Source organism: Mucilaginibacter inviolabilis (assembly GCF_011089895.1).
In the GTDB taxonomy this organism is placed as follows: domain Bacteria; phylum Bacteroidota; class Bacteroidia; order Sphingobacteriales; family Sphingobacteriaceae; genus Mucilaginibacter; species Mucilaginibacter inviolabilis.
The window spans coordinates 2,633,931-2,650,466 of sequence record NZ_JAANAT010000001.1 but is presented as its reverse complement, the minus strand read 5'-3'; the positions used below and the strand labels follow the sequence as shown (position 1 = coordinate 2,650,466).

Genomic DNA, 16,536 nt, shown 5'->3' with positions numbered 1-16,536 from the left:
TTTTAGCTAGTCTATTTCAATATAAAGTTAAAGCCAACATTTAAGCTTGCCCGGCCATTCCTGATTGCCGAACCTGGGTTTGATTTAAAAATATCGGTAAACCCTGCTTGCTCGTCGTATTCCAGTAGAAGCTTTATGTTGTCTGATAGCCGGATCTTAGTACCAATTCCGGCTGCTATCCCAAAGTCGGTGTTGTGAAAATAATCTTTTACATCTGTACTGATGTCGGTTGCTTTGGCGCCTGCCAGATAACCCACATAGGGGCCAAAATTCAAATACCAGTTACGCTTTTTGCCAAAATGCCAATTGGCCATTATTGGCAGGGTAATGTAATTTAATCGGTAGTCTGTTTTGAAATTACTGTTATTACTATTTTCGACAGAGAAAAAGCCATCGCCCCAGCCCTTTTGATCAAAAATTAGTTTTGTTTTCAAGCTCCAACGGTTCGAGAAGTAAAAGTCGGCAGCTACACCAGCATTAAATCCCGATTTATTATCGGCATTAACCAAGCCACCGCCACTAACATTGGCATAGCTGAAGCCGGCATAAATACCCAATTCAACATCACCTTTTGTTTGTTGCGCGAATGTTGCAGAATAAGCGCCCAGAATAACAAGAATTGTGATAAGTGTTTTTTTCATATATGATTTGGTTTCGGCCGCAAAGGAAACATTTTTTAAGCTAAAAGCAGAAGATTCAAAGCTTAAAGCTGGAAAAATATATCAGGTGAAAAAGCTTTCTGCCTTCGGCTTTCCGCTTTAATGCAGGCCTTTGCGTTTGAGCAAGCCGCCGGTGGTATCATCAATACTTTGCTGTACAATAAAAGCTTTTGGATCTATATCCAGGATGGTTTGTTTAAGTGAAGGGATTTCCAGACGGGTGGCAACGGTGAAAACAATATCCCGTGGATCGTTTATATGCCCATCTTTACCATAACCACTTTTGCCCTGGTAAATGGTAACCCCGCGACCCAGGGTTTCTGTGATGGCCTTACGGATGGCTTCGCTATGGGTTGATATGACGGTGATGCCTGAGTATTGCTCAATACCGTTCAAAATAAAGTCGATCATTTTGGCTGCAGCCATATAGGTGAGTATGGAGTACATAGCAGGTTCCACACCTAAAAAGAAAGCGGCCATGCTAAATATCAATACATTGAGCAGCAAAATAAAGTCGCTCACTTTAAGCAGCTGTGTTTTTTTGCTCACCAGTACGGCAGCAATCTCGGTGCCGTCCAGCACGGCTCCGCCGCGCATGGCTAAACCACTGCCTGTGCCTATAAAAACACCACCAAATACGGCGGTCAATAATTTATCATGTGTAACATCCGGAAACTGAACTACAGCCACAACCACCGAAAGTAGACCAATAGCGAGGGTGCTTTTGATAGCAAACTGTAAGCCCAACTTTTTATAACCCAACCACAGGAACGGTACGTTGATAATAAAGATAAGGATAGAGATAGGTGCCAGGGTAATATCTGATATCAGCATGGCTATACCGGTAGCGCCACCATCAATAAAGTGGCTCGATAATAAAAAACCTTTTAGGCCAAATCCGGCAGATAATATCCCAAGTCCGATTGTTATTGCATCCTTTACTGTCTTGATAGCGTCCATCCCCAAATATAGCCCTTTGAGGCTAAAAGGAGGCATAAAGGTGGTTTTTGTTGGGAATTAAAAGACTAAAAGCGTCATTGCGAGGTACGAAGCAATCTCTATACTATACAGAGCGAACAAGCAAATCCGCCGTGCTTTCGTAGAGATTGCTTCGTACCTCGCAATGACGCGTTTGTTGATTGTTGTTACTTTACCACCACCTGCGCTGTATTCCTGCTCACTTGCTCCAACAAAACAGTTTTACCATTGGTTAACTCTTTCAATGCGCCGTCGGCGTGATGTCTTACGGTAATGAGCGTTAAGCCGGTATTGTATTTTACTTTGAAATCCTGTTGCAGGCTATTGAGTAGTTTTTCGAAACGTTCTTCATAAAAGTCAAAACAAACAGAAAAGCTCAGGGCCGACGTTTGCATCACATTTACTTTGACCTGGTTTTGAGCAAACAAACCAAAAATATCGCTCAGGTGTTCTTCGGTGATAAAAGAATAATCTTTGGAAGATACCGAAAGCAATACCTGGTTTTGCTTGAGGATAATGACCGGTTTTACAAATGTATTTATGCCATCTTCTTTAATAACCGTTCCCGGTGCCGATGGATCGGTAAAGGGTTTAACCAGTAAAGGGATATGCGCGTTTTGTAGCGGTTTAATGGTTTTGGGGTGGATAACACTCGCACCGTAATAAGTCATTTCGATGGCCTCGGAATAGGAGAGTTCATCAAATTTTACCGTATCCTCAAAAAATTTAGGGTCGGCGTTCAGGATGCCGGGTACATCTTTCCAGGTGGTTACCGATTGCGCACCTAAACAGGATGCAAAGATGGATGCAGTATAATCAGATCCTTCCCGGCCAAGTGTAGTAGTGAAATTCTCAGATGTGCCGCCCAAAAAGCCCTGGGTTACTACGATGCCTTTATCCAGCAAAGCCGGGATATCTTTGGTGATGCTCTCGCAGGTTTTATCCCATTGCACTATGCCTTCGCGGTAAGTATTATCGGTATGGATATAGCCGCGTACATCCAGCCATTGGTTTTTCAGGCCTTCCTTGTTCAAATAAGCGCTGATGATTCGGGTGGATACCAGCTCGCCAATGGATACGATCTGGTCGTAAATAAAATCGTAATCATCCTGAGGCTCGTCCTCAATCATCCAGTCAATCTCCACAAAAGTGTTGGCTATTTCGTCAAATACAGGATGTTTAGGTTCAAACAGTTCATGCAGAATGTCAAAATGATATTGTTTAATGCCCTCGTATATGAGGTGCATATTGTCCGACTGATCTACATAGGCCCTGGTGAGGTTTTCCAGCGCGTTGGTGGTTTTGCCCATGGCCGATACCACGATAAGTAATTGTTCTCCTGTATATTTTTTAACAACGCTGGCCAGGTTAATAATGCCACCGGCATCTTTAACAGACGCGCCTCCGAATTTAAAAACAAGCATTTATTTGATGTATTTGGACACAACCGAACCCGGTCGTAATAATGATTTGATGGATGGATAGGGAATGATGAGGGTTGTTGTACCGCCCGCGTAAGGTTTGATCTCGTAAGAATTATAAAAGAATTTTAATCCCACAGGGCTGATCAGGAAATTATCATTCAGCGCGAATTTATTATCCTTAAAAAAATAATCGTTAGCCAGCGAAGCAGTAGGGCTCAATTTCTCGTCCTTCCTGAAAATGCCTTCGGCAATAACCCTTAGCTTATCTTTATAACCGGCAGTGAAAATGTCATCCAGCGTAAGGTCTTTATTGGCTTTAGTATCCCAGTTGATGAAAAATGTAGCCGCGGCACCATGCGCGCCGCCCTGATAAGTATCTCCACCAACTTCAAGGGTTGTTAAGCTTGAATCCTGTAATATCACCTTGGCATAGCTGTTCAGTTTGTAATACATGGCCAGTTTGGGCTCCGTTTTCTTCAGATCATCGTATGATTTAAAGAAAGCTTTGTTCATGAGCTCAATAGTGCTATCGGGTTTTTCTTCACTTGACATAACAAACAAACCTGTTAGCTTATGAATAATCGAGTCGTTAAGCTTTTTCTGTCCTGTAAAAACCGGGTATTTTATAGTTACCACAGCACAGGCGCTGTCCGGTTTATTGCCACAGTCTGCCGCCCGCTCATGTATGTTTTTATAGGTATAAGAAAGCGTGTCGACACTGGTGGTATCCTTTTGCTTTGACGGAACACCCCACTGACATGACGCCAGTGCGAAACTAACGATGATAAAACAAAACAGGTAGCTGGTTTTCATAGTTTAATAGTTTAAAAGCTGTTCTTTGGACAAGGAGGCATTAAGCCACCCGGCCTCGATATTGGCTTCGTATTTTTTATAAAAATTGATGGCGGGCTCGTTCCAATCGAGCACCTGCCATACCATACCGCTAAAGCCTAATTCTTTGGCTTCGGCAATCAGTACATTGAACAATAATTTACCAACACCTTTGCCGCGATATTGTTCGGTAATGATCAGGTCTTCCAAATATAAACGGCAGCCTTTCCAGGTAGAATAGCGTATATAATAAACCGCGAAGCCAATTATTTGTCCTTCTGCTTCGGCAACAAAAGCCTTCCAAACGGGTTTGGGGCCAAAGCCGGCATTCTCAAACTCCTGCAAACTCACCGTTACTTCTTCGGGTGCTTTTTCAAAAAGAGCCAGTTCATGTACCAGCTCCATGAGGCGCGGGCAATCTTCGCGTCGGGCAATTCTTATATTAATACTCATTAGTTCAATTGTTCATTAGTTCTTTGGGTTCTGGAACCTGCGAAACCCATTCTGTAAATTCCTTAATCCTGAAAACTCGGGCTCAGGATACTCGGCAACCACTCACTCAATCAACTCAATCTAACCACTCACTTAGTTATTTTTCCAGTGCTTAATAACCCGGCTGCCAAAAATAGTGCTGCCTACGCGTACCATGTTACTGCCCTGCTCAATAGCCAGTTTATAATCAGACGACATGCCCATCGACAGCGTATCAAAAGTATCTATCTTGCGGAAATAGCTTTGTTTTATGCCATCAAAAAATGTCTTCAGTTCGTAATATTCTTCTTTGATCTGCTTTTCGTTATCGGTATTGGTGGCAATGCCCATCAATCCGCGGATACGAACGTTATTAAACGTAACAAACTCATCTGAGCGCAGCAGTTCAATAGCTTCATCAAAGCCCAGGCCGTATTTGGTTTCTTCATCGGCAATATATATCTGCAGTAAACAATCTATAATGCGGCCTGTCTTTTCAGCATGTTTATTAATCTCATGCAGCAGTTTCAAACTGTCGACAGATTGGATCATGCTCACAAAAGGGGCAATATATTTAACCTTGTTGGTTTGTAAATGTCCAATGAGGTGCCATTGAATGTCTTTCGGCAGCTGTTCGTATTTCTCCACCATTTCCTGCACGGTGTTTTCGCCAAACAGGCGCTGGCCGGCATCATAGGCCTCCTGCAGGTCGGCAGCAGGTTTAGTTTTCGACACCGCCAATAAAGTTACCCCCGGGCCCGTTTCTTTTTTTAAGCTTTTGATATTATCTGCAATGCTCATTTATCCGTAAATTTGCTTAATTAATTAGCCGCTAAATTACAGAATGCATAAATATTTAACCTTGTTTTTTTCAGTATCACTACTTTTATGTGCCTGTAAAAACGATAAAGTCCCTGCCGGGCTTATAAAACCCGATGCCATGGCTGGTTTATTGACCGAAATTCACATCATCGACGGGCGGTTATATACCGGTTTGCAAACACCCGATAGCTTGTATAAATATGGCATGGGTAATTACCTGGCCGCTTTTGAACGGTTCCATACCGATTCGGGCACGTTTAAAAAAAGTCTGAATTATTATGCCAAATATCCCGACAAGCTTACGGATATATATGATAAGGTTGATGAGCGGATTAAAGCCCTGTCTGATTCGGTTAACAAGATATCGGCTCAAAAACGCAAGGACGATTTAAAAGCTGATTCCATCAAAATGGCCCATAAGGCCGATTCTATTAAAAAAGCCGCGCAAAAGCCTGTAAAGGCCGAAAGCAAAGCCGATTCTTTAAAAAAGTTAAAACAAAAACATCCTGATGCTTTACCCAAAAAATAGTGTTGATAAGCTGGGGTTTACCGAGGTAAAAGAATTAATAAAAGCGCATTGCCTGAGCGAAATGGGTCAACAAATGGTTGACAAGATACAGGTGATGAGTAATTACGATCTGATATACAAGTTCCTGAACCAGGCCAATGAGTTTAAGAATATCCTGGTTAATGATGCAGCCTTACCCATTCATCACTTTTTCGATATAAAAACCTTAGCCAATAAAGCCCGTATTGAGGGTGTATTTTTGTCGGAGGAAGAGTTTTACCAGGTGCAAACCTCACTGCAAACGGTGTTTGCTGTGATCGCTTACTTCAGCGAGCGGGAAGGGTTGTATCCGAACCTCGAGGCTCTATTTGAGCACCTGCCTATTGAAAAGGCGATCTTGAAAAAGATAGATGCTGTTATTGATGCCAAAGGCAAGATACGGCCAAATGCCTCGCGCGAGCTGAATGAAATTACCTTAGGCATTGCCAAGGCCGAGCAAGAGGCCCGTAAAAAGATCGACCAGATATTTAAAGCCGCATCCGGCAGTGGCTGGACGGCCGATGGCTCGCTAACTGTACGAGATGGGCGTTTGTGTATACCACTGCTGGCCGAAAATAAACGCAAGCTCAAAGGTTTTATTCATGATGAATCCGCATCGGGCCAAACGGTATATATGGAACCCGAGGAAGTATTTACGCTGAACAACCGCGTGCGCGACCTGGAGTTTGAACGCCGCCGGGAGATAGTTAAAATATTAACTGCCTTAACCGATGAACTGCGACCCTATACGCCGCTTTTACTATCTTATCATGGCTTGTTAACCAAGCTCGATTTTGTGCGTGCCAAGGCTTTATTCGCTATTGATATAGAGGCCGAAATGCCGCAGGTAGTTAACGAAGCCCGTTTAAAACTATACAATGCCCGCCACCCACTGTTGTTCCTAAATTTTAAGGCAGAGCAAAAAACAGTGGTGCCTCTTAATGTGCATATTGATGAGGGTACCCGTATTATTGTGGTTTCGGGGCCGAATGCGGGCGGTAAGTCGGTTTGTATGAAAACTGTTGGTTTGCTGCAAATGATGGTGCAGGCCGGTTTGCTGATCCCTGCTGCCGAAGCCAGCGTGGTTGGTGTATTTAAACAAATGTTTGTGGATATTGGTGATGACCAGTCTATCGAGAGTGATTTGAGTACTTATAGCGCCCACTTAAGCAAAATGAAAACTTTTGTGGAGGATGCCAACGGCAAAACGCTGATTCTGATTGATGAGTTTGGTACCGGAACCGATCCGCAGTTTGGCGGCCCCATTGCCGAGGCTGTGCTGGAATCCCTGAATCAGAAAAAGGTGCGGGGGATGGTCACTACGCACTACTCCAACCTCAAAATATTCGCCAGCAATACAGAGGGTATCGAAAATGCATCGATGCTGTTTAATAACGTAGAGATGAAACCGCTTTACCAGTTGGAAATTGGTAAGCCCGGCAGCTCCTACGCTTTTGAGATAGCCCAAAAAATAGGTTTGCCTGCCAATGTGCTCAACCTCGCCAAAAACAAGATAAGCGAAGGTCAGAAAAAGGTAGATACTTTACTGGTTGACCTGGAACGTGAGAAGCGCGAGATATTTGAAACCAAGCAAAAGCTGGATAAACAGCAACGCCGGGTTAACGAGCTGCAAACCGAAAACGAAAAGCTGAAAAGCTACCTGGACGAGAACAAAAAAGTGCTGATCAAAGAGGCTAAGGATCAGGCCAAAAATATTATCCTGAATGCCAATAAACTGGTTGAGAATACCATATCCGAAATAAAGAGCAGCAACGCCGATAAGGAAGTAACCCGTGCCCTGCGCGAAAACCTGAACACGGAGCTTAAAAAGAATACTGTTAAAGTTGAACCGGTAAAACCAAGCCCAGCTGCTATAGATGAAGAGTTAAAACCAGGCGATTGGGTAAAGCTAACCGATTCGGAAACTACGGGGCAGGTGATTGAGCTAATCAAGGATAACGTGGTAATTGCCATTGGCGACTTGCGTACCGTTGCCAAAAAGAAACGGGTGATCAAGGTTTCCAAATCATCGGTGCCGAAGGATATCCGCAGAAACTTTAGCTCGCATACCAATGATTTGGCCAGTTTTAGTCCGGAGATAGACGTACGTGGCATGCGTACGGAAGATGCCTTGCATGCTATTGAAAAATTGTTTGACCGTGCGCTGATGATGGGTTTTAATAACCTCAAGATCATTCATGGCAAAGGCGATGGTATCCTGCGTAAAATGATCAGGCAATACCTCAAAAAGTACGACCAGGTTGACCGCTTGGAAGATGAACACGCTGACCGCGGCGGGGATGGTATAACATATGCATATTTAAAGTAAATTAGCTGTTAAAATAAGTATCGAGTAGTTAGTATCAAGTATCAAGATTGCTTAAATGCGACATCTGCTGTCAACAAAGAGGTCTTGATACTTGATACTAATTACTTGATACTAAAAGTAAACTATGGCATTAAAAAGTATTACTCCTATGTTGTATACGCTTCGTGTTAAGGAAAGCGTTGATTTTTATGTTAGTAATCTCGGTTTTACCTGTGTTGGTTTTGATGAGGATTGGGGCTGGGCAACCGTGAGCAGGGATGATATTGAGATTATGATTGCGCTCCCTAATGAGCACGAAACCTTTACCGTGCCCAAATTCACGGGCTCATTTTACATCCGCACCAATAATGTGGATGAACTATGGAATGAGTTGAAGGAAAAAGCCGTGATCTGTTATCCTATTGAAGATTTTAACTATGGCATGCGAGAGTTTGCGGTTTTTGATAACAATGCCTATATATTGCAATTTGGCATGCCATTGGAATAATTGGGATTGACAAGGGAATTGTTTTTAATTCAAATGGCTGATTGGAGGCACCTACGGAGCCAGTATTCTTTCTATATTTTATCTATAAACAGGTTACTCCTCTGGAGTTTACCGAATGGTGTAAATATAGCTCCGGAGGAGTAACCTGTTTATAGGTAGAAAATATTAATTTAAAGGCTCCGTAGGTGCCTCCTATTTAAAACGAATTTTAAATCACAACCATTAAGCAATGCGTAAAATCTGCTCTGTAGTTCTGTTCCTCGTTTTTGCCGCCGGCTTAGGCTGCTCTGATGCTCAAATAGCGGTATTTAAAAGTAAAGATTCGCATATCCGCTATACCGGCCGCATCAACATGACCGATGAAGCTGCCGAGCTTTACTGGACGGGCTCATCAGTTAAAATTAACTTTAATGGTACCGGTGCTTCAGCACTGTTGCAGGACGAACGCGGTGAAAACTATTTTACCGTAATTGTTGATGATAAAGTGGTCAACACTATTCACCTGGATAACACTAAAAAAGTTTACACATTGGCCGAAGGATTGTCCGCAGGTTCACACAGCCTGGAGTTATTTAAACGTACTGAATGGGAAATGGGCAAAACCATTTTTTACCAATTTATATTGGCCAAAGACGCTAGCATTTTACCCGCTCCGTCAGCTAAAAAACACCGGATAGAGTTTTTCGGCAATTCCATTACCTGTGGTTACGCGGTTGAGGATACCACAGGGAAGGACAGGGGGACGGCTCCCTATGAAAATGGCTATATCAGCTATGCCGCTATTACTGCCCGCCGCTTTGATGCCGATTATGTGTGCACGTCTAAAAGTGGTATCGGTGTTTTGGTAAGCTGGTTCCCGCTCATTATGCCCGAAATGTATAACCGGCTCGATCCAACGGATCCAACCAGCTTATGGGATTTTTCGAAATATACACCGGAGCTGGTGGTCATCAACCTTTTTCAGAACGACTCGTGGATAGTTCAGCAACCCAACAACCAGCAGTTTAAAGAACGTTTTGGAGCCAAAGCACCCGAGCCCGATCAGATCATCAAAGCTTACCGTGACTTTGTAAAAAACATCCGTAAGAAATATCCCAAGGCACAGATCATTTGCGCACTGGGCAGTATGGATGCTACAAAAGCGGGTTCGCCATGGCCGGGCTATATCGAAAAGGCGGTAGCCAGTCTCAATGACAAAGCCATTTATACGCATTTTCTTCCTTTCAAAAATACGCCAGGGCACCCCAGTGCCAAAGAGCAGCAAGCTATGGCCGATGACCTGATCAGCTTTATTGATAAGCAGGTGAAGTGGTAAAATACCAATAGAGTCAAGATATAAGAGTCAGGAATCAAGAAGGAAAAAGCTTTATTACATGCTATTTCTTATGTCTTGATTCTTGACTCTAATTTCTTATCTCTAACTTTGAGCAACCAATTATAGAACATGAATAAAGTAGTTAGTGGTGCCGATGAGGCCATCCGCGATATTCAGGATGGCATGACTTTAATGCTGGGTGGCTTTGGCCTTTGCGGGCTGCCCGAAAATTGTATAACCGCTCTGGTGAAACAGGGAAGAAAAGAACTCACCTGTATATCCAACAATGCCGGGGTTGATGATTTTGGTATCGGCCTGATGTTGAAACAGCGCCAGGTGAAAAAAATGATTTCCTCGTACGTTGGCGAAAACGCCGAGTTTGAGCGTCAATTACTCAGCGGTGAGCTGGAAGTAGAGCTGTTGCCCCAGGGCACGCTGGCTACCCGTTGTATGGCTGCCGGTTATGGTATGCCCGCCATTTTTACGCCGGCCGGTGTAGGAACCGAAGTAGCCGAAGGCAAAGAAACACGCAATTTTAACGGGAAGGATTACCTGATGGAGATGGCCTTTGATGCCGATTTTGCCATTGTAAAAGCTTGGAAGGGCGATACCATGGGTAATCTCGTGTACCGGTCGACCGCGCGTAATTTTAACCCGGTGATGGCTATGGCCGGTAAAGTAACCATTGCCGAGGTAGAAGAGCTGGTACAACCCGGCGAGCTTGATCCAGATCATATCCACACCCCGGGTATTTATGTGCACCGTATTTTCCAGGGAAAAGATTATGAGAAGAGAATAGAGCAGAGGACAGTGAGAAGTAGAGATCAAGGATAGGGGAACAAGGAGTAAGGATAGAAGGAACAAGGAGCAAGGACAAGAGGAAGTAAAGAATAAAGGATTACCCACATGTCATTGCGAGGAACGAAGCAATCGCGAACTTGGCATTGTTGCTCTGTACGCTATGAGATTGCCACGCTATCGCTCGCAATGACATATTTATAAGATATTATGTTAGACAAACAAGGAATTGCACAACGTATTGCACGCGAAATAAAAGACGGTTACTATGTTAACCTGGGTATTGGTATCCCAACATTGGTAGCCAATTATATACCCGAAACTATGGATGTGGTGCTGCAGTCAGAAAATGGCTTGCTGGGGATGGGCCCATTTCCGTTTGAAGGAGAGGAAGATCCGGATGTAATCAACGCGGGTAAGCAAACCATTACCATGCTGCCTGGCTCTGCTATATTTGATTCGGCTATGAGTTTTGGGATGATCCGCGCCAAAAAAGTGAACCTTACCATCCTGGGCGCCATGGAAGTATCCGAAAACGGCGACATAGCCAACTGGAAGATCCCAGGTAAAATGGTAAAAGGCATGGGTGGTGCAATGGATTTGGTAGCATCTGCCGAAAATATCATCGTAGCCATGCAACACGTAAACAAAGCTGGTGAATCGAAACTATTACCCAAATGTACCCTGCCGCTCACCGGTGTTCATTGTGTAAAAAAAATAGTGACCGAACTGGGCGTATTTGATGTACTGCCCGAAGGTGGTTTTAAGCTATTGGAACGTGCGCCAGGGGTAAGTGTAGAGGATATCAAGAATGCTACAGCCGGTAAGCTGATTGTTGAGGGTGAAATTCCAGAGATTGTTATTTGATCCGTAGTTCATGGATCATAGTTGATGGTTCATGGATCGTAGGTAGTTTATAGATTATAGTTGATAATTCGTAGTAATTAATACCATGAACTATCAACTATGATCTATGAACCATCAACCATTAAAATAATTTCTTCCTTAAATCCGCCGATATTTCTTTGGTTACGGCAATGATATCATCGGCAACCTGGCTGTTGTTGGCAATCACCCGGTCACATTCGTCTTTATAAGGCAGTAAAAACTCTTTATAGGCTGGTAACACATGGTTTACCCATTTGTACATGGCATCCTCGTGCGAATAGCCGCGCTCTATCAGGTCGCGCTTCAGGCGACGATTCATGGCAACTTCTTCGTCGGCTTCAATAAAAATTTTCATGTCCAGCATATCGGCAATATCCCTGAAATGCAGGATGAACAATCCCTCTACAATAAGAATAGGCGCCGGTTTTATTTCCAGCATCCTGGGCACCGCATTAGGATTATTAAAAGTATACTCAGGCTTGATAACGATTTCATTATTCAAAAGTCTACTGATATCCTGCTGAAAATGCTCATGATCAATAGTAGATGGCAGATCAAAATTATACACTTTATTTTCTTCGGGCGTCATCTTATGAGCCACGCGAAAATAATAGTCATCCTGCGATACCAGGCACACCTCGTCGGCAGTGAAATGTTTCAGAAAACTTTTCAAGAAAAAGGTTTTGCCAGATCCACTACCACCGGCAATTCCAATAATATAAGGTTTATTCATTCGGGTTCGGACTGCCGTAGCTGATGTTTACGTGAATACGTTTATCTAAAGCACCTAATGCATCGGCAGTATTTTTGGTCATCACAATAAGTACGTCCTTGGTAGCCTCGCTGTCGGTAAATCTGCCTACAACTTTAGCATAGGTGGTATGGTTGTTCATAGGGTTGGTGATCTTGATCACGGTACCGATAGGGGCAGTACGGTGCAATACCAGTTCTTTTTTAGGGTCAAGACTGGTATCATCAATCCAGGTAGCAACACCGGTTTCATTTTTTTCGTACAGGCCAAAACGGTTGGCTTTTAATTTATTGCCGGCACTGTCGATAGCGGCCACGGTCGAATCCTGGGTGGTCACTACAGCATCTTGCTTAGCTACCGGTCTTTCTTCCGGTGGCATGCCAGAGCGTACTTTGATCACCTGGTTTGGTGTAAGCGTGCTTGATGTTAAGCCGTTTAATTTAGTAATGTCATCAACAGAAGTACCAAAGCGTTTAGCTATAGAATAAAGCGTTTCACCTGCGGATACTTTGTACTGTTGTACATTATCCATATTCAATGGTTTTGCAGGTGTGGTGTCGGCCGGTGGTGTAGTTGTAGTTACGGCTGCCGGAGCTTGTTGTTGAACTACCGGTTGCTGCGCTTGTGGCTTGGGTTGTTGTGCTACGGGTTGTTGTACCTGTGGTTTTGGCTGCTGAACCGTTTGTTGTACCTGCGGTTTAGTTTGCTGAACCGGTGGAGGGGTAGTAGTGGCAGTTTGTGTAAACGATTGTTCGGTAGGTACTTTAACAATACCGCCAATTTTAAGCGGAGCATTGTTATTAAATTGCATGATAGCCTTAGGGCTTACATTATAGCGGCGACCGATAGAGTAATAATTATCTTTAGGATCAAGTTTGTGTAGTACAACCTTTTTTCCGTTCAGGTTTTCAACTCCAATAGAGTCTACAACCGGGTTTGCAAAAATGGATATGGACAGGGTAAGTAGGGGAGCGATGACTAATAAAATCTTTACTTTCATAATGAATTATAATACAGTAACTTATAAGTTTAAAACTATTAATGCTGATCGTTCTTTTAAATAGATCAGACTATTCTTATGTACTACAAACGCCTCGGGCTGCAATTTTTGTATGTTGCTGTTTAACAAATCATGGTAAACCGTTACGCCTTCGCTGTTAATAATATATAAATGCTGTTTTATTTTTTCCTGAAAAAACGTGTGCAAAGATACAATTCTGTAGCTATTGTGCTCCAAATAATGAAGGGTATTTGCATATGGTTTGGCAGGTAAGGGTAAATCTGCTAAAAGCGCTGCCGGGAGCATCTGTGGTACAGCAATATGGTTGTGTAATGGAGTATCTATCACCGGTTGATGGGGGCGTACAAGCTCACCGGTTTTTATATCGGCCAAAAATAATTTCGGGGGTTGTACCTGGGCGTTATAAACTATCGGGCCGTTTACAGATAGATGATCAAACGCCAATGTATAATTGCTCCACAAGGTTTGCCCGCTTGTATCAAAGGCTATTAGTCCTTTATGAACAGGGCCGTTTGCTGATTGATAGTTGTGCACCAACAGTACACCATCGTAAGTCGCTTCAATGCCGGTGAGCCATCGCTCAGGTGTGGTGACATCCTTAAAATAAACCTCGCCGCTAAGCAGGTTTACAGCACCGAAAGCTACCTTTTTATCCTCGCTGTTACGTAATTCAACAAACAAAGTAGAGCTGGTGTTGTCGATTTCCATACGCCATATAGGCCAATCAAATTGCTCGTTGATAAAAGGTAGCATCTGTGTCATAAAGTTTGTAAATATGGGTATTAAAATCAAATCTGTTTATATTTACCAAACATTGCTGCCAAGCAAATGTTAAACATAAAAATCACTATTTATATATGAACGCAAAAGAAATTAGTCTGGAAGAAGGTAAAGTAAAACCTGTTGTTGACCACTTAAATGACCTTTTGGCCAATTATCATATCTATTACCAAAAAGTACGCGGTTGCCACTGGAACATCAAAGGGCAAAACTTTTTTACCCTGCATTTAAAGTTCGAAGAGTTATACACCGCTGCGTTAACCACCATTGATGAGCTTGCCGAAAGGATATTAACCTTGGGTAAATCGCCATACAGCACATTTCATGATTATATCGAAAAATCGGCTATCAAAGAGATTCAAACCATTGGCTTAAAAGATACTAAAATGGTGAAGGCCGTTATTGAAGACCTAGCAGTTTTAATTGCCAAAGAAAGAGAGATCCTGGACATTACCGCCGAAGCCGGTGATGATGGCTCAAACGATATGGTAAACCGCTTTATGCAGTTTAACGAAAAAAATACCTGGATGCTGCGTTCGTTTGTGAACGAGGACTAACAAACACCGGTCAAGTATCATTTTATAAAGCCGCTGATATTTTACGTCAGTGGCTTTTTTTATTGCGTTTATGTTAATAAGGCTCCTCAGCGCAAACGTTTGAGTAGAATAATGGGCCGAATACTTTTGATTTAAAAAAGATACGTTGTAGAATTGCCCTACCAAATCATAAAGCCTTGAAAGTAATACATAGCGTACATCCCGAAGATTTTAAGAGTTATCAAACATCACAAATAAGAGAACGTTTTTTAATTGACCAATTGGTACAGACCGATCAGCTGAACTGTACTTATACCCATTACGACCGCATGATTGTGGGCGTAGCTCATCCGGTAACTCAAGCGGTAGAGCTGGCGAACTACCCGAACCTGCGTGCTGATTACTTTTTAGAACGCCGCGAAATAGGCATCATCAACGTGGCCGGCGATGGCGAGGTTACTGCCGATGGCGAAACCTTTCAGGTAAACAAGCTGGATTGCCTTTATATTGGCAAAGGCGTAAAAAGTGTAAAGTTTGCCAGTAAAAATAGTGCGCAACCTGCGGTATTCTATTTGCTTTCGGCCCCGGCGCATGCGGCGTATCCTACTACCTTGATGACCAATGAGGATGCGACCAAAGTGCACACAGGTTCTATCGAAACGGCTAATAAACGTACTATCAATAAATATATCCATCTGGAAGGCATTAAAAGCTGTCAGCTGGTGATGGGCTTAACTATACTGCATGGCGGCAGCGTGTGGAACACTATGCCTGCACACGTGCATGATCGCCGTATGGAAGCTTACTTTTATTTTGACGTACCGGAAGGACAACGCGTGTTCCATTACATGGGCGAAGGACAGGAAACCCGTCATGTGCTGATGGATAACTATGATGCTATCGTATCACCACCATGGAGTATACACTCGGGTAGCGGCACGGCCAGCTATAGTTTTATATGGGGCATGGCCGGTGAAAACCTCGATTATACTGATATGGACGCCATAGCCATACCCGATATCAGATAAAAGATCAATTGATTCATAAAATATAAAAAGACATTGGAAAATTCATTTTCATTAGCCGGTAAAGTTATAGTAGTAACTGGCGGTACCGGTATCCTGGGCGATGCGTTTGTAAACGCTATTGTTGAAGCTGGCGGAGCAGTAGGTATCCTTGGTCGGAAAAAAGAAGTAGCCGAAGAGCGTGCCGAAGCCATCAACAAAAATGGCGGTAAAGCCATAGCCTTAGTTGCCGACGTACTGAACGAAGAAGAGCTGATAGCCGCTAAAGATAAAATTATAGCTGCTTTTGGCCGGGTAGACGGCCTGGTGAATGGCGCTGGTGGCAATATGCCCGAAGGAGTTTTGGCCCCAGAAGAAGATATTTTTAAAATGAACATTGCCGGTATGAAGAAGGTGATGGATCTGAATACCTGGGGAACCATCATTCCAACCCAGATATTTGGTGAAGCTATTGCTACAACTGCTGGCAAAGGCAGTATCGTGAATATATCATCTATGAATTCTAAACGGGCAATTACCAAAGTATTAGGTTACAATATTGGCAAAGCTGCCGTTGATTGCTATAACCAATGGTTCGCGGTTGAACTGGCTAATCGTTATGGCGATAAGATTAGGATGAACGCGTTGGCCCCTGGTTTTTTCCTGACCGAGCAAAACCGTAACCTGCTTACCAAACCCGAAGGCGGCTATACCCAACGCGGCGAGCTGGTGATCAAACAAACGCCATTTAAACGTTTTGGCCATGCCGATGAATTGAAAGGCGCGCTGACCTGGCTGCTGAGCGATGCTTCGGCATTTGTAACCGGATCGATGATCTGCGTTGATGGCGGGTTCTCGATATTTGGCGGGGTGTAAAACGAAGTTAAGGCCACGT

At 43.4% G+C, this 16,536-nt stretch carries 18 protein-coding genes; 9 read left to right on the top strand and 9 right to left on the bottom strand.

The genetic code is table 11. The annotated features are described in order from the left end of the window. Nucleotides 1-11 precede the first annotated feature (11 nt). The 6 genes from G7092_RS10840 to G7092_RS10815 all read right to left on the bottom strand — a co-directional run bounded on the left by G7092_RS10840 (nt 12) and on the right by G7092_RS10815 (nt 5,164). The gene (locus G7092_RS10840; RefSeq protein ID WP_166089074.1) at nt 12-641 is read right to left on the bottom strand and encodes a porin family protein; all 630 of its coding nucleotides are present in this window, start codon (nt 639-641) and stop codon (nt 12-14) included. A gap of 117 nt (nt 642-758) precedes the next feature. Beyond that, nucleotides 759-1,655, bottom strand: coding sequence for a YitT family protein (locus tag G7092_RS10835; RefSeq protein ID WP_235953810.1), 897 nt, complete (start codon nt 1,653-1,655; stop codon nt 759-761). Nucleotides 1,656-1,804: 149 nt separating this feature from the next. After that, entirely contained in the window at nt 1,805-3,061 is a 1,257-nt protein-coding gene (locus G7092_RS10830; protein WP_166089072.1) for an aspartate kinase, read from the bottom strand. Further along, complete coding sequence (locus G7092_RS10825; RefSeq protein ID WP_166089070.1) at nt 3,062-3,874, bottom strand: DUF3298 and DUF4163 domain-containing protein; 813 nt, start codon at nt 3,872-3,874, stop codon at nt 3,062-3,064. It lies immediately after the preceding gene. A gap of 3 nt (nt 3,875-3,877) precedes the next feature. Then, nucleotides 3,878-4,345, bottom strand: a complete 468-nt coding sequence (locus G7092_RS10820; protein ID WP_166089068.1) for a GNAT family N-acetyltransferase — start codon at nt 4,343-4,345, stop codon at nt 3,878-3,880. A gap of 132 nt (nt 4,346-4,477) precedes the next feature. After that, a complete protein-coding gene (locus G7092_RS10815) occupies nt 4,478-5,164 on the bottom strand; it encodes a YggS family pyridoxal phosphate-dependent enzyme (protein WP_166089066.1) in 687 nt (228 codons plus the stop codon). Between the two features lie 43 nt (nt 5,165-5,207). Between G7092_RS10815 and G7092_RS10810 the strand changes: the two genes are divergently transcribed. The 6 genes from G7092_RS10810 to G7092_RS10785 all read left to right on the top strand — a co-directional run bounded on the left by G7092_RS10810 (nt 5,208) and on the right by G7092_RS10785 (nt 11,528). Then, nucleotides 5,208-5,714, top strand: coding sequence for a DUF4296 domain-containing protein (locus G7092_RS10810; RefSeq protein ID WP_166089064.1), 507 nt, complete (start codon nt 5,208-5,210; stop codon nt 5,712-5,714). Next, a complete protein-coding gene (locus tag G7092_RS10805) occupies nt 5,695-8,061 on the top strand; it encodes an endonuclease MutS2 (protein WP_166089061.1) in 2,367 nt (788 codons plus the stop codon). Before G7092_RS10810 ends, G7092_RS10805 begins: the two co-directional genes overlap by 20 nt. Nucleotides 8,062-8,185: 124 nt before the next feature. Beyond that, nucleotides 8,186-8,548 carry a VOC family protein gene (locus G7092_RS10800; RefSeq protein ID WP_166089059.1) on the top strand — a complete coding sequence of 121 codons (363 nt, stop codon included), beginning with the start codon at nt 8,186-8,188 and terminating at the stop codon, nt 8,546-8,548. A 229-nt stretch (nt 8,549-8,777) separates the two neighbouring features. Beyond that, nucleotides 8,778-9,863 carry an SGNH/GDSL hydrolase family protein gene (locus G7092_RS10795; protein ID WP_166089057.1) on the top strand — a complete coding sequence of 362 codons (1,086 nt, stop codon included), beginning with the start codon at nt 8,778-8,780 and terminating at the stop codon, nt 9,861-9,863. Between the two features lie 129 nt (nt 9,864-9,992). Continuing rightward, complete coding sequence (locus G7092_RS10790) at nt 9,993-10,697, top strand: CoA transferase subunit A (RefSeq protein WP_166089055.1); 705 nt, start codon at nt 9,993-9,995, stop codon at nt 10,695-10,697. 174 nt (nt 10,698-10,871) lie between these two features. After that, nucleotides 10,872-11,528, top strand: coding sequence for a 3-oxoacid CoA-transferase subunit B (locus tag G7092_RS10785; protein ID WP_166089053.1), 657 nt, complete (start codon nt 10,872-10,874; stop codon nt 11,526-11,528). A gap of 121 nt (nt 11,529-11,649) precedes the next feature. Here the strand turns inward: G7092_RS10785 and G7092_RS10780 are convergent, their stop codons facing one another. From G7092_RS10780 to G7092_RS10770, 3 genes are read right to left on the bottom strand one after another with little or no spacing between them, the layout of a single operon-like run. After that, nucleotides 11,650-12,282, bottom strand: coding sequence for a uridine kinase family protein (locus G7092_RS10780; RefSeq protein WP_166089051.1), 633 nt, complete (start codon nt 12,280-12,282; stop codon nt 11,650-11,652). Next, nucleotides 12,275-13,300: a LysM peptidoglycan-binding domain-containing protein gene (locus tag G7092_RS10775; RefSeq protein WP_166089049.1), complete on the bottom strand. Its 1,026-nt coding sequence runs from the start codon at nt 13,298-13,300 to the stop codon at nt 12,275-12,277. The genes G7092_RS10780 and G7092_RS10775 overlap by 8 nt, the downstream gene beginning before the upstream one ends. Before the next feature lie 21 nt (nt 13,301-13,321). After that, nucleotides 13,322-14,083: a DUF4905 domain-containing protein gene (locus G7092_RS10770; RefSeq protein WP_166089047.1), complete on the bottom strand. Its 762-nt coding sequence runs from the start codon at nt 14,081-14,083 to the stop codon at nt 13,322-13,324. A gap of 95 nt (nt 14,084-14,178) precedes the next feature. On the opposite strand from G7092_RS10770, the gene G7092_RS10765 reads away from it, so the two are divergent. The 3 genes from G7092_RS10765 to G7092_RS10755 all read left to right on the top strand — a co-directional run bounded on the left by G7092_RS10765 (nt 14,179) and on the right by G7092_RS10755 (nt 16,517). Further along, a complete protein-coding gene (locus tag G7092_RS10765; RefSeq protein WP_166089044.1) occupies nt 14,179-14,658 on the top strand; it encodes a Dps family protein in 480 nt (159 codons plus the stop codon). Nucleotides 14,659-14,834: 176 nt separating this feature from the next. After that, the gene (gene kduI / locus G7092_RS10760) at nt 14,835-15,665 is read left to right on the top strand and encodes a 5-dehydro-4-deoxy-D-glucuronate isomerase (protein WP_166089042.1); all 831 of its coding nucleotides are present in this window, start codon (nt 14,835-14,837) and stop codon (nt 15,663-15,665) included. A 33-nt stretch (nt 15,666-15,698) separates the two neighbouring features. Further along, nucleotides 15,699-16,517, top strand: coding sequence for an SDR family oxidoreductase (locus tag G7092_RS10755; protein ID WP_166089040.1), 819 nt, complete (start codon nt 15,699-15,701; stop codon nt 16,515-16,517). Nucleotides 16,518-16,536: the final 19 nt, after the last annotated feature.

Excerpts from the sequence above, each read along its gene's own strand:
- G7092_RS10840 (WP_166089074.1), bottom strand. The coding sequence starts at position 641 with ATGAAAAAAACACTTATCACAATTCTTGTTATTCTGGGCGCTTATTCT.
- G7092_RS10835 (WP_235953810.1), bottom strand. The coding sequence starts at position 1,655 with ATGCCTCCTTTTAGCCTCAAAGGGCTATATTTGGGGATGGACGCTATC.
- G7092_RS10830 (WP_166089072.1), bottom strand. The coding sequence starts at position 3,061 with ATGCTTGTTTTTAAATTCGGAGGCGCGTCTGTTAAAGATGCCGGTGGC.
- G7092_RS10825 (WP_166089070.1), bottom strand. The coding sequence starts at position 3,874 with ATGAAAACCAGCTACCTGTTTTGTTTTATCATCGTTAGTTTCGCACTG.
- G7092_RS10820 (WP_166089068.1), bottom strand. The coding sequence starts at position 4,345 with ATGAGTATTAATATAAGAATTGCCCGACGCGAAGATTGCCCGCGCCTC.
- G7092_RS10815 (WP_166089066.1), bottom strand. The coding sequence starts at position 5,164 with ATGAGCATTGCAGATAATATCAAAAGCTTAAAAAAAGAAACGGGCCCG.
- G7092_RS10810 (WP_166089064.1), top strand. The coding sequence starts at position 5,208 with ATGCATAAATATTTAACCTTGTTTTTTTCAGTATCACTACTTTTATGT.
- G7092_RS10805 (WP_166089061.1), top strand. The coding sequence starts at position 5,695 with ATGCTTTACCCAAAAAATAGTGTTGATAAGCTGGGGTTTACCGAGGTA.
- G7092_RS10800 (WP_166089059.1), top strand. The coding sequence starts at position 8,186 with ATGGCATTAAAAAGTATTACTCCTATGTTGTATACGCTTCGTGTTAAG.
- G7092_RS10795 (WP_166089057.1), top strand. The coding sequence starts at position 8,778 with ATGCGTAAAATCTGCTCTGTAGTTCTGTTCCTCGTTTTTGCCGCCGGC.
- G7092_RS10790 (WP_166089055.1), top strand. The coding sequence starts at position 9,993 with ATGAATAAAGTAGTTAGTGGTGCCGATGAGGCCATCCGCGATATTCAG.
- G7092_RS10785 (WP_166089053.1), top strand. The coding sequence starts at position 10,872 with ATGTTAGACAAACAAGGAATTGCACAACGTATTGCACGCGAAATAAAA.
- G7092_RS10780 (WP_166089051.1), bottom strand. The coding sequence starts at position 12,282 with ATGAATAAACCTTATATTATTGGAATTGCCGGTGGTAGTGGATCTGGC.
- G7092_RS10775 (WP_166089049.1), bottom strand. The coding sequence starts at position 13,300 with ATGAAAGTAAAGATTTTATTAGTCATCGCTCCCCTACTTACCCTGTCC.
- G7092_RS10770 (WP_166089047.1), bottom strand. The coding sequence starts at position 14,083 with ATGACACAGATGCTACCTTTTATCAACGAGCAATTTGATTGGCCTATA.
- G7092_RS10765 (WP_166089044.1), top strand. The coding sequence starts at position 14,179 with ATGAACGCAAAAGAAATTAGTCTGGAAGAAGGTAAAGTAAAACCTGTT.